This is a genomic window from Streptomyces sp. NPDC005774 (assembly GCF_042871645.1).
Classification (GTDB): Bacteria; Actinomycetota; Actinomycetes; order Streptomycetales; family Streptomycetaceae; genus Streptomyces; species Streptomyces pratens.
In genome coordinates this window covers 13,794-36,353 of record NZ_JBIAIV010000012.1, presented here as the reverse complement: position 1 = coordinate 36,353, position 22,560 = coordinate 13,794, and the positions used below count along the sequence as shown (strand labels likewise).

Annotated in this window: 26 protein-coding genes and 2 pseudogenes; 21 read left to right on the top strand and 7 right to left on the bottom strand. The window is 72.0% G+C overall.

The window, feature by feature from the left end:
• Nucleotides 1–45 precede the first annotated feature (45 nt).
• Genes ACFYQA_RS13970 through ACFYQA_RS13925 form a run of 10 tightly spaced genes read left to right on the top strand, consistent with a single transcriptional unit; the run spans nt 46 to nt 5,476 of the window.
• The gene (locus ACFYQA_RS13970) at nt 46–417 is read left to right on the top strand and encodes a gas vesicle protein (RefSeq protein ID WP_388916241.1); all 372 of its coding nucleotides are present in this window, start codon (nt 46–48) and stop codon (nt 415–417) included.
• 52 nt (nt 418–469) lie between these two features.
• Nucleotides 470–904 (top strand): gas vesicle structural protein GvpA, encoded by a 435-nt coding sequence (locus tag ACFYQA_RS13965; protein WP_386403967.1) that lies wholly within the window; start codon nt 470–472, stop codon nt 902–904.
• The gene (locus ACFYQA_RS13960) at nt 901–1,668 is read left to right on the top strand and encodes a GvpL/GvpF family gas vesicle protein (RefSeq protein WP_388916238.1); all 768 of its coding nucleotides are present in this window, start codon (nt 901–903) and stop codon (nt 1,666–1,668) included. The genes ACFYQA_RS13965 and ACFYQA_RS13960 overlap by 4 nt, the downstream gene beginning before the upstream one ends.
• A 4-nt stretch (nt 1,669–1,672) precedes the next feature.
• The gene (locus ACFYQA_RS13955) at nt 1,673–1,936 is read left to right on the top strand and encodes a gas vesicle protein GvpG (RefSeq protein ID WP_386403973.1); all 264 of its coding nucleotides are present in this window, start codon (nt 1,673–1,675) and stop codon (nt 1,934–1,936) included.
• The gene (locus ACFYQA_RS13950) at nt 1,933–2,598 is read left to right on the top strand and encodes a DNA primase (protein ID WP_388916235.1); all 666 of its coding nucleotides are present in this window, start codon (nt 1,933–1,935) and stop codon (nt 2,596–2,598) included. The genes ACFYQA_RS13955 and ACFYQA_RS13950 overlap by 4 nt, the downstream gene beginning before the upstream one ends.
• Nucleotides 2,595–3,761 (top strand): SRPBCC family protein, encoded by a 1,167-nt coding sequence (locus ACFYQA_RS13945; protein ID WP_388916232.1) that lies wholly within the window; start codon nt 2,595–2,597, stop codon nt 3,759–3,761. The genes ACFYQA_RS13950 and ACFYQA_RS13945 overlap by 4 nt, the downstream gene beginning before the upstream one ends.
• Nucleotides 3,758–4,159: a gas vesicle protein gene (locus ACFYQA_RS13940; protein ID WP_388916229.1), complete on the top strand. Its 402-nt coding sequence runs from the start codon at nt 3,758–3,760 to the stop codon at nt 4,157–4,159. Before ACFYQA_RS13945 ends, ACFYQA_RS13940 begins: the two co-directional genes overlap by 4 nt.
• A complete protein-coding gene (locus tag ACFYQA_RS13935) occupies nt 4,156–4,938 on the top strand; it encodes a GvpL/GvpF family gas vesicle protein (protein WP_388916226.1) in 783 nt (260 codons plus the stop codon). Before ACFYQA_RS13940 ends, ACFYQA_RS13935 begins: the two co-directional genes overlap by 4 nt.
• Nucleotides 4,935–5,123 carry a gas vesicle protein gene (locus ACFYQA_RS13930; RefSeq protein ID WP_055597259.1) on the top strand — a complete coding sequence of 63 codons (189 nt, stop codon included), beginning with the start codon at nt 4,935–4,937 and terminating at the stop codon, nt 5,121–5,123. Before ACFYQA_RS13935 ends, ACFYQA_RS13930 begins: the two co-directional genes overlap by 4 nt.
• On the top strand, nt 5,120–5,476 hold the full coding sequence (locus ACFYQA_RS13925) for a gas vesicle protein K (protein ID WP_388916223.1): 357 nt from the start codon (nt 5,120–5,122) through the stop codon (nt 5,474–5,476). The genes ACFYQA_RS13930 and ACFYQA_RS13925 overlap by 4 nt, the downstream gene beginning before the upstream one ends.
• Nucleotides 5,477–5,558: 82 nt before the next feature.
• Here ACFYQA_RS13925 and ACFYQA_RS13920 read toward each other — a convergent pair whose 3' ends face one another.
• Nucleotides 5,559–5,729 carry a hypothetical protein gene (locus tag ACFYQA_RS13920; RefSeq protein WP_055597260.1) on the bottom strand — a complete coding sequence of 57 codons (171 nt, stop codon included), beginning with the start codon at nt 5,727–5,729 and terminating at the stop codon, nt 5,559–5,561.
• A 42-nt stretch (nt 5,730–5,771) separates the two neighbouring features.
• Nucleotides 5,772–6,593 carry a methyltransferase domain-containing protein gene (locus ACFYQA_RS13915; protein WP_388916220.1) on the bottom strand — a complete coding sequence of 274 codons (822 nt, stop codon included), beginning with the start codon at nt 6,591–6,593 and terminating at the stop codon, nt 5,772–5,774.
• 180 nt (nt 6,594–6,773) lie between these two features.
• On the opposite strand from ACFYQA_RS13915, the gene ACFYQA_RS13910 reads away from it, so the two are divergent.
• On the top strand, nt 6,774–8,393 hold the full coding sequence (locus ACFYQA_RS13910; RefSeq protein WP_388916217.1) for an ABC-F family ATP-binding cassette domain-containing protein: 1,620 nt from the start codon (nt 6,774–6,776) through the stop codon (nt 8,391–8,393).
• 107 nt (nt 8,394–8,500) lie between these two features.
• Nucleotides 8,501–8,784 (top strand): annotated as a pseudogene (locus ACFYQA_RS13905) (DUF6158 family protein); the annotation flags it as partial.
• A 122-nt stretch (nt 8,785–8,906) separates the two neighbouring features.
• Here the strand turns inward: ACFYQA_RS13905 and ACFYQA_RS13900 are convergent.
• Both ACFYQA_RS13900 and ACFYQA_RS13895 read right to left on the bottom strand, forming a co-directional pair.
• Complete coding sequence (locus ACFYQA_RS13900; RefSeq protein ID WP_388916214.1) at nt 8,907–9,455, bottom strand: type 1 glutamine amidotransferase domain-containing protein; 549 nt, start codon at nt 9,453–9,455, stop codon at nt 8,907–8,909.
• A gap of 68 nt (nt 9,456–9,523) precedes the next feature.
• Complete coding sequence (locus tag ACFYQA_RS13895) at nt 9,524–9,916, bottom strand: DUF2795 domain-containing protein (protein WP_388916211.1); 393 nt, start codon at nt 9,914–9,916, stop codon at nt 9,524–9,526.
• A 188-nt stretch (nt 9,917–10,104) separates the two neighbouring features.
• Here ACFYQA_RS13895 and ACFYQA_RS13890 point away from each other — a divergent pair, with 188 nt between their 5' ends.
• From ACFYQA_RS13890 to ACFYQA_RS13880, 3 genes are all read left to right on the top strand, one after another.
• The gene (locus tag ACFYQA_RS13890) at nt 10,105–10,311 is read left to right on the top strand and encodes a hypothetical protein (protein ID WP_388916208.1); all 207 of its coding nucleotides are present in this window, start codon (nt 10,105–10,107) and stop codon (nt 10,309–10,311) included.
• 205 nt (nt 10,312–10,516) lie between these two features.
• Entirely contained in the window at nt 10,517–11,446 is a 930-nt protein-coding gene (locus ACFYQA_RS13885) for a hypothetical protein (RefSeq protein ID WP_388916205.1), read from the top strand.
• A gap of 122 nt (nt 11,447–11,568) precedes the next feature.
• Nucleotides 11,569–12,915: an aminotransferase class I/II-fold pyridoxal phosphate-dependent enzyme gene (locus tag ACFYQA_RS13880; RefSeq protein WP_386422148.1), complete on the top strand. Its 1,347-nt coding sequence runs from the start codon at nt 11,569–11,571 to the stop codon at nt 12,913–12,915.
• Between the two features lie 148 nt (nt 12,916–13,063).
• On the opposite strand, the gene ACFYQA_RS13875 is transcribed toward ACFYQA_RS13880, so the two are convergent.
• Complete coding sequence (locus tag ACFYQA_RS13875; protein ID WP_386404068.1) at nt 13,064–13,720, bottom strand: DedA family protein; 657 nt, start codon at nt 13,718–13,720, stop codon at nt 13,064–13,066.
• Nucleotides 13,721–13,737: 17 nt separating this feature from the next.
• On the bottom strand, nt 13,738–14,511 hold the full coding sequence (locus ACFYQA_RS13870; RefSeq protein ID WP_388916202.1) for an MBL fold metallo-hydrolase: 774 nt from the start codon (nt 14,509–14,511) through the stop codon (nt 13,738–13,740).
• 81 nt (nt 14,512–14,592) lie between these two features.
• Here ACFYQA_RS13870 and ACFYQA_RS13865 point away from each other — a divergent pair, with 81 nt between their 5' ends.
• The 6 genes and pseudogenes from ACFYQA_RS13865 (at nt 14,593) to dnaK (ending at nt 21,500) form a co-directional block, all read left to right on the top strand.
• A complete protein-coding gene (locus tag ACFYQA_RS13865; RefSeq protein WP_388916199.1) occupies nt 14,593–14,994 on the top strand; it encodes a hypothetical protein in 402 nt (133 codons plus the stop codon).
• 199 nt (nt 14,995–15,193) lie between these two features.
• The gene (locus tag ACFYQA_RS13860; RefSeq protein WP_388916196.1) at nt 15,194–17,272 is read left to right on the top strand and encodes a phage holin family protein; all 2,079 of its coding nucleotides are present in this window, start codon (nt 15,194–15,196) and stop codon (nt 17,270–17,272) included.
• A 151-nt stretch (nt 17,273–17,423) separates the two neighbouring features.
• Nucleotides 17,424–17,676 (top strand): annotated as a pseudogene (locus ACFYQA_RS13855) (AAA family ATPase); the annotation flags it as partial.
• Nucleotides 17,677–18,199: 523 nt separating this feature from the next.
• Nucleotides 18,200–18,628, top strand: a complete 429-nt coding sequence (locus ACFYQA_RS13850; RefSeq protein WP_055595704.1) for an OsmC family peroxiredoxin — start codon at nt 18,200–18,202, stop codon at nt 18,626–18,628.
• Between the two features lie 145 nt (nt 18,629–18,773).
• Nucleotides 18,774–19,502, top strand: coding sequence for a glycerophosphodiester phosphodiesterase family protein (locus tag ACFYQA_RS13845; protein WP_388916193.1), 729 nt, complete (start codon nt 18,774–18,776; stop codon nt 19,500–19,502).
• A 108-nt stretch (nt 19,503–19,610) separates the two neighbouring features.
• A complete protein-coding gene (gene dnaK / locus ACFYQA_RS13840) occupies nt 19,611–21,500 on the top strand; it encodes a molecular chaperone DnaK (RefSeq protein WP_388916190.1) in 1,890 nt (629 codons plus the stop codon).
• Here the strand turns inward: dnaK and ACFYQA_RS13835 are convergent.
• Nucleotides 21,494–22,357: a helix-turn-helix domain-containing protein gene (locus ACFYQA_RS13835; protein WP_388916187.1), complete on the bottom strand. Its 864-nt coding sequence runs from the start codon at nt 22,355–22,357 to the stop codon at nt 21,494–21,496. The two genes, dnaK and ACFYQA_RS13835, sit on opposite strands and share 7 nt — an antisense overlap.
• Between the last annotated feature and the right edge of the window lie 203 nt (nt 22,358–22,560).

The window sequence follows — 22,560 nt, the reverse complement described above, 5'->3', positions numbered from 1 at the left end:
AGGTTTGGCGAACGGACTTACGGCCACACGGAGGAGGAGGTGCCCATGGCGAACGCAAGAAACACCGAAGAGTCCAAGGGTTCACAGGAGCCACAGGATTCTCACGGATCCCGCAAGGCCACGGAAAACAGCAGAGCGAACAAGCGGCCGGGCCCGATGGAGGTGCTGCGCCAAGCGCGCGGCCAGCTCGCGGAGCTCACCGGCATGGAAGCCGAGTCCGTGTCGTCCTTCGAGCAGACGGAGAACGGCTGGGCGCTGGAGATCGAGGTCCTCGAACTCGAGCGCGTGCCCGACACGATGAGCCTGATGGCGAGCTACCAGGTGGAACTCGATCCCGACGGTCAGCTCACCGGTTACCGGCGTGTCCGCCGCTATGAGCGAGGACGGGCCGACGCGCGCAGGTCCGGCGGCCAGTAGGCCGCCCGCCCGGCCCCGCTCTCACACTCACAGAAATGGAGGAACAGTCGGCATGACAGTCGTACCGGCACAACAGTCCGGCGGTGGAGGCGGCAGCAGCGGCCTCTACGACGTGCTTGAGCTCGTCCTGGACAGGGGGCTCGTCATCGACGCATTCGTGCGGGTCTCCCTGGTCGGCATCGAGATCCTCAAGATCGACGTACGTGTCGTCGTCGCCAGCGTCGACACCTATCTGCGCTTCGCCGAGGCGTGCAACCGGCTCGACCTGGAGTCCGGGCCCCGCAAGGACCCGGGCCTGCCCGACCTGGTCGGTGAGATGACCGAGTCCGGCGCCCGCGGCAAGTCCAAGGGCGCGCTGTCCGGTGCCGCCGAGACCATCTCCGACGCCTTCCAGCAGGCACGCGGCGAAAGCTCCGAGCGGGAGAGCGAGTCCCGTCCGCGGACCCGCAAGAGCACCTCGTCACGCCGGAAGGAGGAGCAGGAGTGAGCACATACGTCTACGGCATCATCGCGAGTACGCACCCCGCCGTTCCCGAGCACCTGAGCGGCGTGGGCGAGGGCCCGCTGCGCGTCCTGAAGGCGGGCGACCTGGCGGCCGTCGTCAGCGACGCCCCCGAGGGGCTGCGCCCCAAGCGCAGGGAACTGCTCGCCCACCAGAACGTGCTCGGCGAGGTCGGCGCGGAGGGTTGTGTGCTGCCGATGCGGTTCGGCAGCGTCGCCCCCGACGACGACTCCGTCACCGACGTCCTCACCGAGCGCGCCGAGCACTACAAGGAGCGTCTGCAGGCGCTGGACGGCCGGGTCGAGTACAACGTCAAGGCCAATCACGTCGAGGAAGCCGTCCTGCACCACGTGATGGCCGGCAACCCGGAGGTCCGCGCCCTCACGGAAGCCAACCGGAATTCCGGCGGCGGAAGTTACGACGACAAGATCCGCCTCGGTGAGATGGTCGCCGGTGCGGTCAGGGCTCAGGAGGCCGAGGACGGCGCCGCCGTGCAGCGCGCCCTGGAAGCGGCGGCCGACTCCGTGAGCGTGGGCCCCGAGTCCACGGGCTGGCTCGCCAACATCTCCTACCTGGTGGAGCGCGACGCCGCCGCGGACTTCATGGCCGCCGTGGACCGGGTGCGCGAGGACATGCCACACCTGGAGGTGCGGCTCAACGGTCCGCTGCCGCCGTACAGCTTCGTGGAACCCGGCCCGGCCGAACCGGCGGGCACCACGGCCGGCGGGGCGGACGCCGGAGCGGGGTGACGGCATGGGCCTGATCTCGGAGGTACTGCTGCTGCCGTTCGCCCCCGTGCGCGGCAGCGGCTGGGCCATCCAACAGGTGCTTCGCGAGGCGGAGCGCATCTACTACGACCCCGCCACGATCCGTACCGAACTGGCACGGCTCGAGGAGCAGTTGGAGGCCGGGGAGATCACCGAGGAGGAGTTCGACCAACAGGAGGACGTACTCCTCGACCGGTTGGAGACCGCAATGCACACCGGCACCACAGGGGACGGGACGACACCACGATGAACCGAACTGCACTCGGCCTCGCGATAGGGGCCGGATATTTTCTCGGACGGACGAAGAAACTGAAGATGGCGGTCGCCGTCGGCGGCCTGGTGGCCGGCAAGAAGCTGAACCTCAGCCCACGGATGATCGGGGACCTGGTGTCCACGCAGCTGCGGAACAACCCGCAGTTCAAGGAACTGGGGGACCAACTGCGCGGGGATCTGCGCGGTGCCGGCAAGGCGGCCTCCGGGGCCCTGGTGGAGCGGCAGCTCGACGCCCTCGCCGGCAAGCTGCACGGGCGTACCGCCGAGATGCGCGACCGGCTGACCGGTGCGGGCGGCCGGCCGGACCGCGAGGCGGAGGACGACGAGTACGACGAGGACGAGGGCGCCGAGTACGACGAGGAAGCCGGGGGCGACGAACCGGACGGCGAGGAGCCGGAACCGCCCCCCGAGCGGCCGTCGAAGAGGGCCCCGTCGAAGGAGGAGGCCAAGAAGGCCCCGGCGAAGGCGAAGAAGACTCCTGCCAAGAAGGACCCCGCGAAGAAGGCGCCGGCAGGGAAGGCCGCCCCGGCGAAGAAGGCCGTGGCGAAGAAGGCCGTGGCGAAGAAGGCCACGGCCGCGCGGACGGCCTCGTCCCGGGGCACCCGCTCCCGCACCTCGAAGGGAGGCGGTGAGCGATGACCGACGCACTCGGATCGGCCATGTCCGCCGCGCGCGAGCGGACGTCGAAGAATCCGCTCGCCGACGTGGCACACAGCGAGGCCGCCGACCGCCTGAAGGCGGAACTGCAGGATTACCTCGCGGCCCAGGCCACCCGTCTGCTGACCGGTGCCGGCCGCAAACTCGGCGAGACGACCGGCAAGCTCACCGACATCGCCGAGGGCAACAGTCCCGGGTTCGCCAAGCTGGCGCTCGACGGCGGTCGCAAACTCGCCGAGGGCAAGAGCCCCCTGCGCAGCGCCGTCGAACTGGGGGCCTCGCGCCTCAAGGACAACGTGAAGGGCGCCTTCAAGAGCCTGCTGGGCGGCAAGGGCAAGGGCAAGGGCTCGGCGGGGAAGAAGCCCACCGTCATCATCGAGCACATCGATGTCGGCGTCCCGCTGCGCACCGCCTACGACCAGTGGACCCAGTACCAGGACTTCAGCACCTTCGCGAAGGGTGTCAAGAGCGCCGGCAAGGGCGACGACACCACCTCGGACTGGCAGCTGAAGGTCTTCTGGTCCAACCGCAGCTGGAAGGCGAAGACCACCGAGCAGGTCCCCGACTACCGCATCGTCTGGTCCTCCGAGGGTGCCAAGGGCACCACGAAGGGCGTCGTCTCCTTCCACCGGCTCGCCGACAACCTCACCCGGGTCCTTCTGGTCATCGAGTACTACCCCGTCGGCCTGTTCGAGAAGACCGGCAACATCTGGCGTGCCCAGGGCCGCCGGGCCCGGCTCGACCTGAAGAACTTCGCCCGCTTCATCACGTTCAAGGGCGAGGCCGAGGACGGCTGGCGCGGCGAGATCCAGGACGGAGAAGTGGTCCGCAGCCACGAGGACGCCGTCGCCGAGGAGGAGGAAGCCTCGCGTGACGAGGCGGCCGGCGAGGACGAGGCGACCGGCGAAGGCGAGGCGGACGAGGAACTGGAGGGCGACGCGGAAGAGCCGGAGGACGGCGAGGAGCCGGAGGCCGAGTACGAGGACGACGCGTACGAGGAGGCGGACGAAGCCGCGGAGGACGGAGAACCGGCGGAGGACGCCTACGAGGACGAGGAACCGGCGGAGGACGCCTACGAGGACGAGGAGGAGGAAGGCGAGGGCGAGTACGAGCCCGAGTACGCCGAGGGCGGGAGCCGACGATGACCACACCCGGCCGCTTCCCTGAGCCGTACGGCCAGGGGGGCGGCGCCAACCTCGCGGACATCCTCGAGCGGGTGCTCGACAAGGGCATCGTCATCGCGGGCGACATCCGCATCAACCTGCTCGACATCGAACTGCTCACCATCAAACTGCGGCTCGTCATCGCTTCCGTCGACAAGGCGAAGGAGATGGGGATCGACTGGTGGGAGACGGACCCGGCGCTGTCCTCACGCGCCCGCCGCTCCGAACTGGCCAAGGAGAACGCCGAATTGCGTGAGCGGCTGGCCGAACTGGAGACCGGCCGTCAGGAGGAGACCGGCCGTTCACTGGAGACCGGCCGTCAGCAGCAGGGGGCCGACCGTCAGCGGGAGGCCGACCGTCCACACAGGGAGGCCCCGTGACCGGACTGCGGTACGTCTACGCCGTCTGCCGGCCCTTCGGCGCTCCGCTCCAGGCACAGCTGGCCGGTGTGGCGGGGGATCCGCCCCGGCTGCTGACCCACCACGGTCTGGTGGCCGTCGTCAGCCATGTACCGGAGGCGGACTTCGACGAGGAACCCTTCCGTGCGCATCTGGAGGACCTCGACTGGCTGACCACGGTCGCCCGCGGGCACCAGGGTGTCATCGACGCCCTCACCACCGTCACGACGCCGCTGCCGCTGCGGCTCGGCACCGTGTTCCGCGACGACAGCGGCGTACGGACGATGATGGAGGCGCGCGAGGAGAGTTTCCTGCGGACGCTGGACCGGTTGGACGGCCGGGTCGAATGGGGCGTGAAGGTCTTCGTCGAGGCGGAGCAGGCGCCGGGCACCACCGCCGCACCGCCCCCGCGCAAGCCCGCGTCGGGCCGGGACTACCTGCGCCAACGGCGCATGGAAACGAAATCGCACGACGACCTGTGGCAGCGGGCCGAGACTTTCTCGACCCGACTGCACAAGACGCTTTCCGGCTGCGCGGAGGATTCCCGGTTGCACGCACCGCAGAACCCCACGCTCTCCGGCGCCTCGGGGCGCAATGTGCTGAATGCGGCCTACCTCGTGCCGCGGGCGGAGTCCGAGAAATTCGTGGAAAAGGTGGAACGGACGAAGGACGGGGAGCCCGGAATACGTGTAGAACTCACCGGCCCCTGGGCGGCCTATTCGTTCGCCGGGGACGAATCGGTGGCGGGGGAGGGAGCATGACCGTCGTCGAACGCCGTGAGATAGCCCTGGTGGATCTGCTCGACCGGCTCCTGGCCGGTGGCGTCGTCATCACCGGCGACCTCACGTTGCGCATCGCGGACGTCGACCTGGTCCGTATCGACCTCAACGCGCTCATCAGCTCGGTGAACGCGAATGTTCCGTCACCCTTCGAGGAGTTGCGGTGACGGCCACCCCGGACGACCCTCACGCCGAGCCGCACGGCGACCGGCGTGACCAGGGCGGCCGGCGTGACCACGGCGGCCGGCGCAACCGGCTCGACCTGGATCCGGACACGGTCGAACGCGACCTGGTCAAACTGGTGCTCACCGTCGTGGAACTGCTGCGCCAGCTCATGGAGCGCCAGGCGTTGCGCCGGTTCGACGAGGGAGACCTGACGGAGGAGCAGGAGGAGCGCATCGGGCTCACCCTGATGCTCCTCGGGGACCGGATGGCGGAACTGCGGGACCGTTACGGACTGCGGCCCGAGGACCTGAATCTGGACCTCGGGCCGCTCGGACCGCTGCTGCCACGGGACTGAGCCCCCAAGGGCCCGGTGCCGGGATTTTCCCCGTCACCGGGCCCTTGGGGCTGCGCCGGCCGTCACACGCCCGGCCGTCACCTCACCACCTGTACCAGCGGCCCCTGCCCCCGCCCGCCGTTGTGCTGCGCATGAGGAATCCCAGCAGCCACACGACGAGAACCGCCAAGGCGATCCACCAGAGCACCTTCACCGCGAAACCGGCACCGAAAAGGACCAGGGCCAGAAGCAGAACGAGCAGAATGGGAACCATAATGTCAACCTCCTGCCCTTCTGATTGCCCCGAATTCGGGTTTCAGGCTTCCTTGCGGCACAGAATCTCTCCGTGCAGCACACTGAACCAGCCGTCGTCCCGCGCGCCCCATTCCCGCCACGCCCGGGCCGCCGCCCGCAACTGCCCGCCGGTGGCGTGACCCTGCTCGGTGGCCCGCCGGGCATAGGCCGACGCCACCGTGCGGTCCGCCCACAGACCGCTCCACCAGGCCCGCTCCTCATCGGTCGAGAAGGTCCAGGTGCCCGAGCCGGCGGTGACGTCCGTGAGTCCCGCGGCCAGCGCCCAGGACTTCAGCCGCCGTCCGGCGTCCGGTTCACCGCCGTTGGCCCGCGCCACCCGCCGATACAGCTCCAGCCAGTCGTCCATGCCCCGGGACGAGGGGTACCAGGTCATCGCCGCGTAGTCCGCGTCGCGGACGGCGATGTACCCGCCCGGCCTGGTCACCCGTCCCATCTCGCGCAGCGCCCGCACCGGATCCCCCACGTGCTGGAGCACCTGATGGGCATGGACCACGCAGAACGTGTCGTCCGGGAAGTCCAGCGCGTGCACGTCGCCCACCGTGAAGGCGGTGTTCGCCAGCCCTCGCTCGGCCGCCGTGGCGCGAGCCTGCTCCAGGACGCCCGGCGCCCGGTCGAGACCGGTGACGTGCCCGTCGGGGACGAGCGACGCCAGGTCCGCGGTGATGGTGCCGGGCCCGCATCCGATGTCCAGGATCCGCATGTCGGGCCGCAGCGCCCCGAGAAGGTACGCGGCCGAGTTGGCCGCGGTCCGCCAGGTGTGCGACCGCAGCACCGACTCGTGATGCCCGTGGGTGTAGACAGCGGTCTCTCGCGGTGCCGACATGGTGAACCCGTCCCGTCCCATCGCGTACGTCTCGTCCGAACGACTGTCACCGTAAGGGCTATGGCCGTATGTTGAGACCAGCGTTTCACAGTGTGGACGGTGGGGTGTGTGGAGGCATCGCCGGGCCCGAAGGGCGAAACGGTTTGCCACCCGTGCCGACGCCCCGGACAATGGCCTCCCATGGGTCACCTCGAAGCCGCGTATCTGGAGTACTTCCTTCCCGACGGGAGGGCACTCCTGGGCGACGTGTCCTTCCGGGTGGGAGAAGGGGCCGTCATGGCCCTGGTCGGACCCAACGGCGCGGGCAAGACGACCCTCCTGCGCCTTCTGGCCGGCGAGCTGAAGCCGCACGGCGGATCGGTCACGGTCAGCGGCGGTCTCGGCGTCATGCGCCAGTTCGTGGGCTCGGTACGGGACGAGACGACGGTGCGCGACCTCCTCGTCTCCGTCGCCACACCCCGGATCCGCGAGGCGGCCCACGCCGTGGACAGGGCCGAGCACGCCCTCCTCACTGTCGACGACGAGGCCGCCCAGCTGGGGTACGCGCAGGCCCTCGCCGACTGGGCGGAGGCGCGCGGCTACGAGGCCGAGACGATGTGGGACATGTGCACGACGGCCGCACTCGGCGTCCCGTACGACCAGGCGCAGTGGCGCCAGGTGCGCACCCTCTCCGGCGGCGAGCAGAAACGTCTGGTCCTCGAGGCGCTCCTGCGCGGCACCGACGAGGTCCTGCTCCTCGACGAGCCCGACAACTACCTCGACGTGCCCGGCAAGCGCTGGCTGGAGGAGCGGCTCGAACAGACGCGCAAGACCGTGCTGTTCGTGTCCCACGACCGGGAACTGCTCGCCCGCGCGGCCCAGCGCATCGTCTCCCTCGAACCGAGCCCCACCGGCGCCGACGCCTGGGTGCACGGCGGCGGCTTCGCCACCTACCACGAGGCCCGCCGCGAACGTTTCGCCCGCTTCGAGGAGTTGCGCCGACGGTGGGACGAGAAGCACGCCCAGCTGAAGAAGCTCGTGCTGAACCTCCGTCAGGCCGCCTCCGTCAGCCATGACATGGCATCCCGGTACCAGGCGGCGCAGACTCGGCTGCGCAAGTTCGAGGAGGCCGGCCCGCCACCGGAGCCGCCGCGCGAGCAGGACATCAGGATGCGGCTCAAGGGAGGCCGGACCGGAGTCCGCGCGGTCACCTGCGAGCAGCTCGAACTCACCGGTCTGATGAAACCCTTCGACCTGGAAGTCTTCTACGGTGAACGGGTCGCGGTACTCGGCTCCAACGGCTCCGGCAAGTCGCATTTCCTGCGCCTGCTCGCCGGGGACGAGGTGAGCCACACCGGCGGCTGGCGGCTCGGCGCCCGGGTCGTGCCCGGACACTTCGCGCAGACGCACGCGCACCCCGAACTGGAGGGCCGCACCCTTCTGGACATCCTGTGGAAGGAGCACGCCCAGGACCGGGGCGCCGCCATGTCCCGGCTGCGCCGCTACGAACTGACCGGCCAGGCCGAGCAGACCTTCGAGCGGCTCTCCGGCGGCCAGCAGGCCAGGTTCCAGATCCTGCTGCTCGAGCTCCAGGGCGTCACCGCGCTGCTGCTCGACGAGCCGACGGACAACCTGGACCTGGAGTCGGCGGAGGCACTCCAGGAAGGGCTGGAAGCCTTCGAGGGCACGGTCGTGGCCGTCACGCACGACCGCTGGTTCGCCCGCTCCTTCGACCGCTACCTGGTTTTCGGCAGCGACGGCAGGGTCCGGGAGACCCCCGAACCGGTGTGGGACGAACGCAGAGTGGAACGGGCCCGGTAGCCCCAGTGGGTCCGGTCGGCGCAACGGGCCCGGTGCCCGGGATGTTCGTAGAGTGGACACAGGGACGCGGGACCCTCGGCCTCCCCGGGCGGGTACCCGGACCGCAGGACGCACACGACGAGCGGGGCACACGATGACTGGAGTCGAGCCGGACCGCCTGGACGACCAGCAGCTCATGAAGGAGCTGGAAACCATCCACCGCACGCGCCACGACACCCTGCTGTACGCCTCCAACGACGCGCTGCGGGCCCACAACGAGCGCATGGCTCAGCTGGAGGGCGAGTACCTGCGCCGCAACCCCCGCCGCCTGGTGGCGGCGGGCCGCACCCGCGAAGGGGCCCGGGAGCGGAGCGGCACGGACACGGCGACCCCCACGACCCCGGGCACCTGACCGACGGCCGCCGGTCCGGGGCCTGACGGCTGCCGGACCGGGCCCGTGCGACGGCCGCCGGTCCGGGCCCGTGCGACGGCCGCCGCGGGCATCCGGCCGTCGAGCCGACGGCCGTACCTGCCTCAGGCAGCCTTCGACTCCGTGGCGAAGACATCGAGGTACGTCTCGCAGAACGCCTCGAGGTCGTCCGGCTTGCGGCTGGTGACCAGCTTGGCGGGGCCGTGGCCGCAGACCTTGACCTGCTCGTCGACCCAGGTGGCACCGGCGTTGCGGAGGTCGGTCCGGAGGCTGGGCCAGCTGGTGAGCTCCCGGCCGCGGACCACGTCCGCCTCGACGAGGACCCAGGGCGCGTGGCAGATCGCGGCGACCGGCCGGCCCTGCTGGAAGAAGTCCCGTACGAACGCGACGGCCGCCTCGTCCGTGCGCAGGAAGTCCGGGTTCGCCACCCCGCCCGGCAGGACCAGCCCGCCGAAGGCGTCGGCAGCCGTGTCGCCGACCACCTCCTGCACGGGGAAGGTGTCCGCCTTGTCGAGATGGTCGAACGCCTGGATCTTGCCGGGCTGCGTCGACACCAGCACAGGTTCGTGACCGGCGCCCACGGCCGCCTGCCACGGCTCGGTCAGTTCGACCTGCTCGACGCCTTCGGGTGCGACCAGGAATGCGATACGCATGAGGTGTTCTGTCCTTTCGTACACGTGGTTCGCGCACTCATGTGGTGGTGCACGGGGACCGGGGGCTCCTACGCGTTCTCCGTCTCCCGGGACCGCGTCAGCGCCTCGGCCAGTTCCTGCACGTTGTCGTAGTGGGCCCGCCGGGGCAGGTGCTCCAGCGCGTCGACGAGTGTGTCCGGAGCATGCTGCCGGCTCAGGGTGCGCATCAGCTCGCGCGGACCCGCGGGGAACGCCCCGCGGCCCAGGATCCTGGCCAGCTCCAGCCGCACCGACTCCAGTGACGTCGGCGCGCGACCCGGCGTCACCGGGCCGCGCGCCACCTCCGGGTCGTCCTCGGCGGACGGCTCCGGGTCGTTCCACTCCTCGGACCGGGTGGGGTGCCCCGACCTCAGCAGGCCCTGCAGTTCGTGCTTCATCTCGTCGTCGCGGTGGGCGCTCAGCCGGTTGCTGCCTCGCTGCATGTTTCCCTCCATGTGCTTCGGGGTCCGCACCGCGTACCCGGAGGGCGGAGACCGACACGGGGTTCGCCGACCGGATCGTCGCCCTTTCGGTGCCGGGCTCGTGCGCTGCCGGTTTGCCCCGGGAACGGGGGGAGACCCGGACGTCTCACCCGTACGTGCCTCTGCCTGCCTCCTGGGAAGGGACCGCCATGGCGGTGCTCGCAGTGCTCATCCCGCCGCTCATGCTCGGCGTTCTGCTCATGCTGGGCCGTTACGAGGATCTTCTACTGCCCGGCGTGCGTGATCAGGCCCCCGACGGCCTCCCCGTACCGCAGGACGCGGGCCCCCGGGCCGGTGCCCCGGCCGCCGCGTCCACCGGCCGGACGGATCCGGGCGGGTTTCCCGGCGGCCCCTGATCCACTGGACGGGCGCCCCCGTGCACCGGCTTCACCCACTCGGGCGTGCCCGTCCCGCGAATGGTGTCCGGCCGCGCGCGACGCGGCGGCCGGAGGGCTCTGATGGATGCGGGGCGTGACCCCGCACCCCGCCGACGTGGGATCCCCCCCCGCGGCCGTCGAACGGGACGCCGTGCCCCGGCCGTCGCCCGAAGGAGCCCGCACCATGCGCCGCACCGCCCGTGCCCTGTCCCTCGCCGCCGCCGTCGGCACTGTCCTCGGCGTACTCGCACCGGCCGCGTCCGCGGATCCGTCCGCCGAGGTCAGTCCGGGCAACGCGGCCCCGGGCGGCACCGTCACCGTCTCGGTCTTCTGCGATCCGACCGACGGGCCGCCGCCGAAGACCCTCGAGGCGACCTCGGAGGCCTTCGACGAGGGCGCCGTCGAGTTGAAGCAGGTGACCGGCGGCGACGCGCAGGAGTCCGGCCCCACCTACCGGGGCACCGTGGACATCCAGGACGCGGGGGCCGCCGGGGGCCCCGGGGACACGGCAGGGACCGAGGACGACAAGGCCCTGGACGAGATCTTGGACGAGACCTTCGACAAGGAGGCCGATGCCGGCGTCGAGGATACCGGTGACCTGGACGAGACCGAGGGCGCCGGGAACCCCGCAGACGGCGCGCTCGACGTGCTCGACGCGTTCGGCGGCCTCGATGTCGGCGGCACGGCCGGCGGCGGGTCCGCCTGGACCGTCAAGGGCACGTGTCCCGCCGCGCCCGGCGAGAAGGGCAAGCCGTGGAGCGCCACCTTCACCGTCGTCGCCCGCCACCCGGGAGGTTCCGGCGCCTCGTCCCCCTCTCACAAGCCGTCTCCTTCCTACAAGCCGTCTTCTTCTTACAAACCGTCCCCCTCCCACAAGCCGTCGCCCTCCCACAAACCGTCTTCTTCCCCTGCGCCGTCCTTCTCGCCCTGCTCCGGCCCCGAGCGCGCCCACTGCGGCGGACCCGAGGTCCCGCGGGGCGTCCAGGCAGGGACAGGCGGCGGGTTCACCGACTCCGTGCCCGCCCTGATCGCGGGCGTGCTGCTGATCGCGGCCGCGTTCGGCGCCGCCGCCCACCGGCTGTACCGCGACAGGAACACCCGTACGCACGGCTGATGCCCCGAGCGGCCTGGCCCGCCGACCGCCCCGCCCACCCGGCCCTTGTCAGCGGCGGCGCCCACCGGGAGTGGTCGGTGGAACCGTGGGTACTGACAACCGGACACCGAGTGGAGGCGCGAATGCGGCGGACGGACCCCGAACCCCACAGCCCCGCAAGCCGGCATCCCGACGGGGCAGGTCCCGCAGGCCGTGATCCCGCAGGCCGTACCCCCACGGGCCATGACCCCGTCGGCCACGGTCCGGTCCGCTTCGGCCCGGTGCTGCCCGAGGACGGGCTGCCCGTACTGCCCGAACTGGCCGCCGTCCTCGCCGCCGCCGCGTCCCGCGCGGAGGCGGAGCCGGTCGGCGGCGGCCCCGCCCTGCTGGACGCCGCGTGCGGCCACAGCGACCGGCGCGGCCTGCCCGCGGCCCCGGACCGGGTGGCCGTCGGCCCCGGCGCGCCCGCGCTGCTCGTGGCGCTCACCGCGGCCATCGGCGGGGACGTACTGGTGCCCCGGCCCTGCGCCGCCTGGTGGGCGCCCTCCGCGCGGTTGCTCGGCCGCCCGGCGTTCCCGGTGCCGGTACCCGCCGAGAGCGGCGGCGTCCCCGACCCGTACGCCCTGCTGGAGACCGTACGGCGGCTGCGCGCCGAGGGCGGCGACCCGCGCCTGCTGGTGCTCTCCGTCGCCGACGATCCCACCGGCACCGTCGCCCCGCCCGAGCTGCTGCACGAGACCCTCGAGGCCGCCGCCGGTGAAGGGCTGCACCTGGTGAGCGACGAGACCTGGCGCGACACCCTGCACACCCCGCACGGCACCGTGCTGCTCAGCCCCGCCGAGATGCTGCCCGGACAGGTCACTGTGGTCACCGACCTGGCGGGCGCCCTGCTCCCGTCCGGCTGGCCCGCCGCCGTTGCCCGCTTCCCGGCGGGCCCGGCGGGCGGACCGCTCCACGCGCGCGTGCTCGACGTCCTGACCGCGCTCGACGCGCGCGTCGCCACCCCGGTGGCCGCGGCCGCCGCCTACGCCCTGTCCGAGCCGGAACCGGTCACCGCGCGGGTGGCGGCCGCCGTACACCTGCACGCGCGCGTGGCCGCGGCCGCGCGTGAGATGGTCGTCGCCGCGGGTGCCCTGGCACGGCCCCCGCAGGCCGGGCGGCACCTGTACGTCGACCTCGCGCCGCTGGCCCCGGCACTCGCCGCGCACGGTGTCGGCGACGCGCAGGAGCTGGAGGACTTCCTCACCGGACGGCTCGGTATGCCCGCGGCGGGCGGTCACCGCTTCGGCGACGACCTCGAAGCACCCCGCGTACGGCTGTCCACCGCGCCCCTGCTCGGCGACACCGCCGAGCGGCGCGCGGAATGCCTCGGGTCCCCCACGCCGTTGGAGCTTCCGCACGTGCGACGCGCGTTGATCCACTTGAAGACGGTCTTCGACGATCTCCGCGACGATGCCCAGCGAGGGGAGTCCCATCGATCAAGCGGCTGACGAATCCCTCACTCGCGTCCGTGCCGCGTGGCAGCCGGCGGGCCTGCCCCGCGAGAACCTCCGGGACCTGCCGGTGGGCGGCTCCCGCGTCCTGGACCGACCGCCGCGACGCACCGGCCGATTCGCCGACCGGGGGACGGTCGGCGGCTCACCGCGCCGTCGGCCCCCGCAGATGGCGCCAGACGCCCGGGGCCACGCTGATCAGGACGGTCAGGACGATCGCCGCGAGCACTCCCTGCCAGGGCTCGTCGAACAGCGAGCCGCCGAGCACGCCGATCAGCTGGTACGTCGCCGCCCAGGCAAGGCAGGCCGGCAGGTTGCCGCGGACGAAGCGGCGCACCGGCCAGTCGGCGATCAGGCAGGCCAGCATCACCGGAAGGCGGCCCGCCGGCACCAGCCGGGACAGCACCAGCACCGTCACGCCGTGATCGGCGAGTCTCTCCCGCGCCTGCGTCAGCCGGTCCTCCGGCGCCCGCGCCCGGATGGCCTTCAGCCCGCGCGAGCCGTTCCGCGACCGCATGCCGCGCCGCCCCAGCCAGTACAGCGCGACATCACCGAGGAACGCGGCCAGCGACGCCGTCGCGAACACCAGCACCATCGAGACCGGTGCCGCCCGGTGGAAGGCGACCACCGCCGCCGAACTGACCAGCGCCCCGGTCGGCACCACCGGAACCAGCGCCCCGATCAGCACCAACAGGAACAGCGAGGGGTATCCGATCGCCTGCTGGGCGGTGTCCGGAACCACCGTCGCCGGCACGGCCGCCGACGAGGCCACCGCGGACAAGGGCGCGCCGGCCGCCTGCATCAGGGCGGCGGGCAGGATCACCGTGAAACCCCCAGGCGCACGCTCTCCCCGTGCCCCAGGCGGTGCACCGGCACCCCGGGCGCCCGGCCGGCCGCCAGCCGCACGAACTCGTCGCCCGGCGAGTGGAATTCGTGCGGACGCAGGGCGTCCATGCCGATCGGCCAGTACGTGCCGTAGTGCACCGGCACCGCGCCGCGCGCCCCCAGCCGGGCCAGCGCCTCGGCCGCCCGCCCCGCGTCCAGATGCTCCGTGCCGAGATACGGACCCCAGCCGCCCACCGGCAGCAGCGCCATGTCGACCGGCCCGACCTCCTCGGCCATCCCGTCGAACAGCCCGGTGTCACCGGCGAAGTACGTCCGCGCCTCGCCCTCCAGGACGTAGCCGAGGGCGGGGGAGCGGTGCCGGCCGAGCGGCAGCCGCCGCCCGTCGTGCCGGGCGGTCACCACCCGGATCACCAGGCCGCCGACCGTCACCGCGTCACCGGGCGCCACCTCGCTCACCGTGAGATGCGTGAGCCGGCGCAGCGCCGGCACCGCACGGCGTGCGCCCCGGGGCACGAGCAGGCGCGTACCTCGGGCGAGCAGGGCCAGTGACGGCACATGCAGATGGTCGGCATGCAGATGGGAGACCAGCGCCACGTCCGCCTGGCGGGCACCCGGTGGCGGTACCTCGCCGCGCCGGCGCCGCAGATGCGCGAGCCGACGGACGAACAGAGGGTCGGTGATCACACGCGCGTGCGCATCCTCGACCGTGCAAGTGGCGTGACCCCACCAGGTGATCTCCACCGGCACCTCTTCGCCTCCTTCCGCGACTCCCCGAAGCGTACGCGCAGGAGTAGGGTCGGCGGCGAAGTCCGGGGTGAGGGGGACGCCATGGGGCCGGTGCGGGTGATCACCATCGCGAGTCTGACGCCGCTGGAGGAACTGGACGCCGATCCCTTCCTCGTGGACTCCCGCAGCCAGCACGCCATGTGCGCCCGTTGGGCCGGCGAACGCGGGTACGTGGTGACCCGGGAACTGCTGGTGCGGGGACTCCGCCCCGACCACAGCGTGCTGTGGGACGGCGTACGGCCCGGCCTCGACCTGTTCGTGGCGCCCAGCCGCCGGGTGCTGGAGAGCGCCCTGTCCTCCGTCGAGGAGTTCACCGCCGAGTGCGCGCGGCGCGGGGTGCACGTGGAGACCGTCGGTCACGTCGAACCGTTGTACGACGCCGCGATGAAGGCCCGGGTGCACCGCCGATTGTCCATGCCGACCGCGGGCTACGACGGCCGCTGAGGCCCGCTCGGCTCCGGGTCGCCGCCCCGTTTCCGGTCGCCCGTTTCCGATTGCCCGTTCCGGTCGTACCTCCTCGCCCACCGGTTTCCGGGGGACGAAACGGTACGTCCGGGCGTTGTGGCAGGGTGTGGGGCACGGGCAGGGGCCGGTTCGCAGGCTGCCCTGGCGGCAGCGGGCCGGGACGTGAGGTGGACTGGGCGTGAGTGGCGTGCGGTGGCGACGGATCGCCAGTCAGATCGGGCGGAGCGTCACGGTGTGGGCGGTCGCCACCCTCACCATGCTGGTGCTCGCCGGCATCCTCCCCGACTTCCGGCTGCGCTCCGCCGACGGCGACAGCGCCACCGACATCGCGGTCACCGCGGCGCTCGGCGCCGGCGCCTTCGGCCTGCTGTCGGCGCTGGTGTGGCCACTGCTGGTGCGGCTGCTGCTGCTCGTACCGGCACTCGTCCTCGGCCTGCTGGTGTTCTTCCTCAACGGCGCGCTCCTGCTGGTGGCGCTGCGGCTCAACCCGGTCGAGCGCGGCACCGCCGCCTGGGAGACCGCGATCGTGGTCGCCGCCGTGATGTCCGCCGTGGCCTCCGCCACCGGAGCGGCCCTCGCCGTGCGCGACGACGCCGCCTACCGCCGCCGCCTCTACCGCCTCGCCGACCGCCGCCGGCGCTCCACACCGCCCATCCCGGCCACCCCCGGCACCGTCTTCCTGCAACTGGACGGCGTCGGCCACGACGTCCTGCTGCACGCGGTCGGCCAGGGCCTGATGCCGACCGTCGCCCGCTGGCTCGGCACCGACGACGCCGGCCTCCCCCACTCCCACCGGCTCACCCCCTGGCGCACCGACTGGTCCAGCCAGACCGGCGCCAGCCAGCTCGGCATCCTGCACGGCGACAACCACGACGTCCCCGCCTTCCGCTGGTACGAGAAGGACCGCCGGGAGGTGATGGTCTGCAACCGCCCCACCAGCGCCGTGGAACTCCAGCAGCGCGCCGTCCGCAACGCCGGACACCCCGGACTGCTCGCCGACGACGGCGCCAGCCGCGGCAACCTGTTCAGCGGCGGCGCCGACGAACAGGCCCTGGTGCTGTCCATCGCCGCCCGCCGCCGCAGCCCCGAGAACCGCTCCCGCTCCGGCTACTTCGCCTACTTCTCCGACCCGGCCAACGCCGTGCGCACCGCCCTGTCCTTCGCCGCCGAGGTGACCCGCGAGATAGGCCAGTCCACCCGCGCCCGGTGGACCGGACAGCTCCCGCGCGTCTCCCGCGGCGGCCTCTACCCCTTCATACGGGCCTTCGCGACCGTCGTCGAACGGGACGTGGTCGTCTCCGCCGTCATGGGCGACCTGCTCGCCGGCCGCACCTCCGTCTACGCCGACCTGGTCGCCTACGACGAGGTGGCCCACCACTCCGGACCCACGAGCCGGGACGCCGAAAAGGTCCTGCAACGCCTCGACCGCTCCCTCGCCCTGATCGAACACGTTGCCGCACACGCCCCGCGCCCGTACCGGATCGTGGTTCTCTCCGACCACGGCCAGAGCCCCGGCGAGACCTTCCGCTCCCGCTACGGCCTCACCCTCGGCGACCTGGTGCGGGCCGGCAGTGGGCTGCCCGTGCCCCGTCGAGCCCGGCGCACCCACAGCGGCGCCGAGGCCCGCGCGGCGGTCCGGGCGGCGCTGCGCCGCCCGGTCGAGGAGGGCATCGAGCAGCACCGCCCCCCGCGCGGCTCCGAGTCCGTCGTCCTGGCCTCCGGCAACCTCGGCCTGGTCTCCTTCCCGGACGTGCCGCACCGGATGACCAAGGAGGAGATCGACGACCGCCACCCCGCCCTGCTGCCGACCCTCGCCAACCACCCCGGCATCGGCTTCCTGCTCGTCGGCAGCGAACGGCACGGCGGCGTCGTGCTCGGCGCACACGGCGCGGAGATCCCCCTGGACGAACTCGACGACGACCCCGGGCCGCTCGCCGCGTTCGGGCCGGGCGCCGCCGATGCCGTGCGCCGCACCCACTCCTTCCCGCACACCGCCGACATCATGGTCAACTCCTTCCACGACCCCGCCGACGGCGAGGTGCTCGCCTTCGAGGAGCAGATCGGCTCCCACGGAGGCCTCGGCGGCGCCCAGTCCCGTCCCTTCCTGCTGTCCCCGGTCGCGCTGTCCGCGCCGGTCGCCGACGGGGAGGAACTCGCCGGCGCCGAGCAGGTGCACCACGTACTGCGCCGCTGGCTGAAGGAGTCGGACGCCTCCTCGCACCTGCCGGCCGGCCCGCACCGCGAACAGGCCGCCTGAGCCAGGCCGGCGGGGGCGCCGCCCCCACTTACGATCGGACGACCGGAAAATATTCACGTGACGACCGCAACCATTGATTGAGAACCTCGACGGCGAACACCCACATCCGCGAAAGCGGCGCCGGTTCAGGCGCAAGCCTGAGAACCCCCGCGTGCAGGCAGCCGTCACCGTCACCCCCCGCCCGCATCCCGGAGCTGCTGCTCGGCCTCGCGACCGTACGCCCGGTGTTCCTCTGGGGCGCGCCGGGCATCGGCAAGTCCTCCCTGGTGAGGGAGTTAGCCGAGTCCCTGGGGCTGGAGTGCGTGAGCCTGCTGGGCGCCCAGCTCGCCCCCGAGGACCTCATCGGCGTACCGCAGATCCGCAACGGCCGCTCGGTATTCTGCCCGCCCGAGGAGGTTGCCCGCTGTACCTTCGGCGTCGTCCTGGACACCTCCGGTTCGATGAGCCGGGTCCTGCTCGGCAAGGCGCTCGGCGCCATCGCCTCCTACGCCGAGGCCCGCGACGTACCGGCGGCCCGCGTGGTGTTCTGCGACGCGGCGCCGCACGACGCCGGCTGTCTGCCCGTCACCGAGATCGCCATGGGGGCACCGCCCAGGCCGTTCGGGCTCTGGGGGAGGGTCCGGGTCCGCGGGCGCGCCGGCACGGTGCTCCAGCCCGGCATCGACCTGCTCCAGCGCGCGGACGACTTCCCGGGGACCGCGCCGGTCCTCGTCATCACCGACGGCTGGTGCGACGTGCTGCGGGTGCGGCGCGAGCACGCCTACCTGGTCCCCCGCGGTGCGCGGCTGCCGTTCACCGCTAAGGGGTCTGTCTTCCACGTCAGTTGACCCGGAGTGTGATCAGATGGGAGGCGGGAACCCCGGTGACGCGGGTGCCCCGGACCAAGCATGGACCGGACACGCGTTCGGATATTTGGAAGGAACAGCCATGGCAGCCACGCGCTCCGCACACACCGTTTGGGAAGGCAACCTCATCAAGGGCAGCGGGGTCGTCACGTTCGACTCCTCCGGCAGCATCGGCGAGCAGCCGGTCACCTGGGCGTCGCGTGCGGAGGAGGCGAACGGCAAGACCAGCCCCGAGGAGCTGATCGCCGCCGCGCACTCCAGCTGCTACTCGATGGCCTTCTCCAACATCCTCGACAAGGCCGGCAACCCGCCGACCCGCCTGGTGACCTCCGCGGACGTCACCTTCGTGCCCGGCGAGGGCATCACCGGCATCCACCTCACCGTAGAGGGCACCGTCCCCGGCCTGGACGAGGCGGCCTTCCTCGCCGCCGCCGAGGACGCCAAGGTGAACTGCCCGGTCAGCCAGGCGCTGAAGGGCACCGAGATCACCCTGACGGCGAAGCTCTCCTGACCCGCTCGCCGCACCCGCAGGACACGCAGGACACCCGCAGGCCGCTCCGCAGGGGGCGGCCTGCGCCACGTCCGCGTCCGCCCGGAGGCCTCTGCCTCCAGGACCCCGGCCTGCGACGCCCCCGAATACACAGGGAGACGCCCGTATGACGTCACGGCCCGCCGTCTCCGCGCACCGGGGAGGCTCCGAACACGCCGCGCCCGCGACCCGTGAGGCCTACGAGGACGCCCTCCGGTCCGGCGCGGACTACGTCGAGTTCGACGTACGGCGCACGGCCGACGGAGTCTTCGTCGTCCACCATGACGCCCGCGCGGGACGCACCGGCCCGCCCCTCACCACGCTCACCCACGCCGGGCTCTGCGCGCACGCCGGGTACCCCGTTCCCGTCGTGGACGACGTCATGGAGCTGATCGCCGGAAAACTCGTCGGGCATCTCGATCTGAAGGAGACCGGTCACGAGCGGGAGCTGATCGACCGCGCGATCGCCCTGCTCGGCCGGGACGGCTTCGTCGCCACCAGTCTGGAGGACCGTTCCGTCGCCGCGATCACCGCGGCGTTCCCCGGCGTACGCACCGCGCTGTCCCTCGGCCGGGACGGCACCGGGATCCCCCGGGCCCGGCTGGCACGCACCCGGATCAGCGAACTGCTGCCCATGCGGCGGGTCCGTGCCTGCGGCGCCCACGGAATCGCGGCGCACCAGCGGCTCGCCCGTGGCGGGGCGCTGCGCGAAGCGGGCCGCAACGGGCTCTTCACCATGGTGTGGACGGTCAACGACGACGCCCCGATGCGAGACTTCCTCACCGACCGCCGGGTGGACGTACTGATCACCGACCGCCCCCGGCGTGCCGTGGAACTGCGCGCCGCGAGCGGTTGACGGGTGATCGACGAACCCTCCGGGCACACTATTGACATTGGCGCACTCAAATTTTGTGCTGGTAGTCCGGAAGGCCGGAGAGGTGTGCCCTGACGGAAGGGGACGGCGATGGGACGTGCGGTCGGAATCGATCTGGGAACCACGAACTCGGTGGTGGCCGTGCTGGAGGGCGGTGAGTCCACGGTCGTCACCAACGCGGAGGGCGCCAGGACCACCCCCTCCGTCGTGGCCTTCGCCAAGAACGGCGAGGTGCTCGTCGGGGAGGTCGCCAAGCGGCAGGCGGTGACGAACGTCGACCGCACCGCCCGCTCGGTCAAGCGTCACATGGGCGACGGACAGTGGCACTTCCCGGAACAGGGCTCCGTGGACGGCACCCGCTACCGGGCGCAGGAGCTGTCCGCCCGGGTGCTGCAGAAGCTGAAGCGGGACGCCGAGGCCTACCTCGGCGAGGACGTCACCGACGCCGTGGTCACCGTACCGGCGTACTTCGACGACACCCAGCGCCAGGCCACCAAGGAGGCCGGGGAGATCGCCGGGCTGAAGGTCCTGCGGATCATCAACGAGCCCACGGCGGCGGCCCTCGCGTACGGCCTGGACAAGGAGAGCGAGCAGACCGTCCTCGTCTTCGACCTGGGCGGCGGCACCTTCGACGTGTCGCTCCTGGAGATGGGCGACGGCGTCATCGAGGTCAAGGCGACCAACGGCGACACCCTGCTCGGCGGCGACGACTGGGACCAACGGCTCCTCGAACATCTCGCCCAGGGCTTCAAGGGCCGGTACGGCATCGACCTGACGCGGGACAAGATGGCCGTGCAACGGCTGCGGGAGGCCGCCGAGAAGGCCAAGATCGAGCTGTCCTCCTCCTCCGAGACCACCGTCAACCTGCCCTACATCACCGCCTCCGCCGACGGTCCGCTGCACCTGGACGAGAAGCTCACCCGGGCCCAGTTCCAGGAACTGACCGCCGACCTGCTGGAGCGCTGCAAGACGCCCTTCCACCAGGCCGTGAAGGACGCCGGGGTGAAACTCTCCGCGATCGACCACGTCATCCTCGTCGGTGGTTCCACCCGCATGCCCGCCGTCACCGACCTGGTCCGCGAACTCACCGGCAAGGACCCGCACAAGGGCGTCAACCCGGACGAGGTCGTCGCCGTCGGAGCGGCCCTCCAGGCGGGCGTCATCCGCGGCGACGTGAAGGACGTGCTGCTCCTCGACGTCACCCCGCTGTCCCTCGGCATCGAGACCAAGGGCGGCATCATGACCAAACTGATCGAACGCAACACGACCATCCCCACCCGGCGCTCGGAGACCTTCACCACCGCCGTCGACAACCAGCCCTCGGTCGGTATCCAGGTCTACCAGGGCGAACGTGAGATCGCGGCGTACAACAAGAAGCTCGGCGTCTTCGACCTGACCGGTCTGCCCCCGGCCCCGCGCGGCGTCCCGCAGATCGAGGTGGCCTTCGACGTCGACGCCAACGGCATCATGCACGTCTCCGCCAAGGACCTCGCCACCGGCCGGGAACAGAAGATGACCGTCACCGGCGGCTCGGCACTGCCCAAGGACGACATCGACCGCATGATGCGCGAGGCCGAGCAGTACGCAGACGAGGACCGCAAGCGCAGGGAGGCCGCCGAGACCCGTAACCAGGCCGAGCAGCTCGTCTACCAGACCGAGAACTTCATCCGGGACAACAAGGACCGGATCCCCGCCGGCACCAGGTCCGAGGTGGAGGCCGCCGTCGCCGAGCTGAAGCCCCTGCTGGAGCAGTCCGCCGACACCGCCGCCCTGCGCGCCGGCGTCGAGAAACTCGCCGCCGTCAGCCAGCGGATGGGCCAGGCGATGTACGCCCAGGCCGGTCAGGAGCCCACCGGCGACGCCGGGCAGCACACCTCACCGCAGGAGGAGGAAGGCGTCGTCGACGCGGAGATCGTCGACGACGAAGGCGACGGCCGTGCCGGGGGCCGCGGGCAGGACGGGCGCGGCGGCGCTCAGTAGCCGTCCCGGAACTCCCGCAGCAGCTTCTGCGTGTGCTCGGCGGAGGCGGCCCGCGCCGTCATGTGGTCCAGCACCTCCAGGTGCACCGAGACCTCCTTGCGGGAGTCCAGATACAGGGCACCGGTCAGGTACTCGGTGAACACCATGTCGGGCAGCTCCGGCTCGGCGAACCGGAACAGCGAGAAGGGCGCATACGTCCCCGGGTGCGGGCCGTCGGCGAACTCGGCCACCTGGAGCGTGACCCGGTCCCGCTCGGACCACTCCAGCAACTTGTCGAACTGCTCGCGCATCACCCGGCCGTCCTGGGCCACCGGGCGCCGCAGGACCGTCTCCTCCACGATCACCCACAGGTGGGGCGGATCCCGGCGCTCCAGGAGCCGCTGCCGCTCCAGCCGCAGCGACACATGCCGCTCGACGGCCTCCGGCCCCCGGTTCCCGATCGTCCCGGCCTCCAGGACGGCACGCGCGTAGTCCTCCGTCTGCAGCAGCCCCGGCACGAAGTGCGGCTCGTAGGACCGGATGACCCGGGCAGCACCCTCGAGGCTCACGTACAGGCTGAACCACTCGGGCAGCACGTCGTGGAACCGCTGCCACCAGCCAGGACGGTTCGCGTCCTCCGCGAGCCCGATGAAGGTGGCCGCCTCGCCCTGGGACACCCCGTACGCCGTCAGCAGGATCTGGATGTACGGGATCTTCAGTGCGACCTCGGCCGTCTCCATCCGCCGGACGGTCGCGGGAGCCACCCGCAGGACCCGGGCGGCCTCCTCCCGGGTGAGGCCCGCCGTCTCCCGCAGCTCCTGCAGCCGCCTGCCGAGTACCACTTGGCCCACCGTGGGTGCGGCCCGCCGTTCACTCACGCCACGTCTCCCCAACGACCCCGGACACACGATCAGTCTGCCATGCTCGCCCGACCCTCTCACGGGCGACGGCGGGGCGCCCCTGTTCCCGGGCGCCCGGGTCATGACGTCCCGGGTAATCGACCGCGACCCGCTGCGGGCGGGATCGTGGACGCACCGGGTTCCGGGCCGGCGCACTCCGGCCCGGAACCCGGTCCGGATCC